Annotated in this window: 2 protein-coding genes; both read right to left on the reverse strand. The window is 39.5% G+C overall.

Annotation, left to right across the window (positions count from 1 at the left end):
* The coding region (flgK, locus tag L652_RS0103410; RefSeq protein WP_024603289.1) for a flagellar hook-associated protein FlgK at positions 1–952 on the reverse strand (952 nt) is incomplete at its 3' end.
* A 1-nt stretch (position 953) separates the two neighbouring features.
* Positions 954–1,970, reverse strand: coding sequence for a flagellar assembly peptidoglycan hydrolase FlgJ (flgJ, locus tag L652_RS0103415; RefSeq protein ID WP_024594987.1), 1,017 nt, complete (start codon positions 1,968–1,970; stop codon positions 954–956).
* Positions 1,971–2,121: the final 151 nt, after the last annotated feature.

Here is a 2,121-nt window from a genome sequence, read left to right on the forward strand (position 1 = left end):
CCCCTAGCTGGCCCGTTGCATCCATACCCAATTTGTTTTGTTCGTTAAATGCATCAGCTATCGCTAAGCCCATTTGGCCAATTTGGTTTTGCGCAGGGACTAATATGTCATCTCTAAAAGCAAGTAAGCCACCAATTTTGCCTTTAAGCTTACTTACATCAACTTCAAGCGGCACTGCTTTGCCACCATTAACGTCAAGCGTGAATTCTTTAAAGTTAGGATCAGGATCCCCCGTCATCGAAAATAAGTTAAATGCGCCATTTTGCATAACAACCGCTTCGCCTGTGCCCATAAAAACGAGTTTTTCGCCATTTGGACCATCAAGTGTTTCTATGTCTATTAGCTCTGATAAGTCGCGTATTGCTTTATCGCGTTCGTTATAGGTAGAGCTCGCATCTGCGGCGTTATTAGTGCCATTAACTGCTGCAATATTTTGATTTAGCGTGCTAATACTTTGAATTAGTGAGTTTGCTTCATCTGAAAATATTTCGAGCTGCTCGTTCACTACACTTTTTTGATCAAGCACGATGCCCGAAAGTCTATCCATTTGATCAATTAAGCTTTGCGCATCTGTCATTACTAATGAGCGGGCAACGGTAGATGACGGCTGATTTAGTGCTTCTTGTACGTTATTAAATAAAGAGTTAATTCCGGTCGAAAGGTTGTTCGACTCTTCAGAAAAAATAGTATCAACTCTATTTGCCTCAGTAATAAACTGATCGAAAAACGATTTATTAGAGGTGTCACGATTTAGCTGTGACTGAGCAAACTCGTTCAGTAATCGGTATGTTTCGCCTCGCCCCACTTGGTTATCAACCATAGTGGTAAATTCAGTACGCTCACGTACGTAGCCTACGGTATTTACATTGGCAATATTTTTACTTGTCGTTTGCAATAGCTCCGAGCTTGCTCTAACCCCAGAACTGGCAATGTTTAATAAATTAAACGACATGTTACTCTACTCCTTGGCGGATCACGTTTGCCGCAATGTCTTTTAGCTGACTGCTATTGAGCACTTTTTTTATTTTGCTGGCATAATTTGGATCGGTTGCATAACCTGCTTTTTGTAATGAATCTAAAAAGTCATTTGGTTTTGCTGTATTTTGTAATGCTTCTTTGTAGCGTGGGTTTTGCGTTAAAAAATCAACAAAGTCGTTCACGCTATCTTTAATTGAATCGTAGGCTCTAAAGCTGGCTTGTTTTTTAACGGGTGTGCCTTGCTCAAACTCAAGCGTTACTTTGCTTGCTTTATCGCCTTCCCAGCTTTTATCTGACTTAATATTAAATAAGTTATTTGAGCTGCCACCGTCACTTTTATTAATAATGTGTTTACCCCAACCGGTTTCAAGTGCCGCTTGAGCAACCATTACCGCTGGGTTTAAACCTATTTTTTGCGCTGCAGTTTTAGCGTGTTCCCACACTGAACTTACAAACTCTTCTGCATTTTTAAATGTTGGGCTATCGGTTTTAGACTCTGTAGTATCGACTTTAGGCTCAGCAATATCGGCTTTAGTACTCTTAACGATAAGATCGGATTGCTTATTTTTTTGCTCATGAGGAAGAGCGGATCCGACTTGCGTATCGCTAAAAATATCGTTGGTTGTTCTAAGTACAGAGCCTGGCATAAAGTTTTTAGACTCAGGCGATAACTGCTGAACAATTAAATCGGCAAGGCCTAACGAGCCATTTGATGAAAGCTCTGTTGAAAGTTGCTGATCGTGCATTTCTTCAAAAAACTTTACGCCACTTGAATTAAATGGACTGTCTTTATCTTCAAATGCTTCGTTAGCTTTGCGCATTCCTTTGAGCAACATTTGCGTAAAAATAGCTTCAAATTGTGCGGCCGCTTTTTTGAGCGCAGCTTTGGAAGCATCAGTTGATGCATCGCCACTCGTTAAGGCTTCTTTACGAAGTGAATCTAAGTTGCCTAAATCAAAAAAGTTTTGTTTATCGAGGTGATTAGTTTCCATCGGCTTTTTGACACAAAATGAATAATGCAGTTAAAAATGCAAAAATTGAGCCACTACCGATAAAACAAGGAAGATAAAAATAATAAACTTAAGTTGCTGTAAATAAAAAGCCCTATATATAGGGCTTAAGTACTACGTTATTTATTGGCTT

Source organism: Pseudoalteromonas sp. TB25, from assembly GCF_000497995.1.
GTDB lineage: Bacteria > Pseudomonadota > Gammaproteobacteria > Enterobacterales > Alteromonadaceae > Pseudoalteromonas > Pseudoalteromonas distincta.

What these genes read in the sequence shown, in the direction of transcription:
- flgJ (WP_024594987.1), bottom strand. Translation starts at nt 1,970, where the DNA reads ATGGAAACTAATCACCTCGATAAACAAAACTTTTTTGATTTAGGCAAC.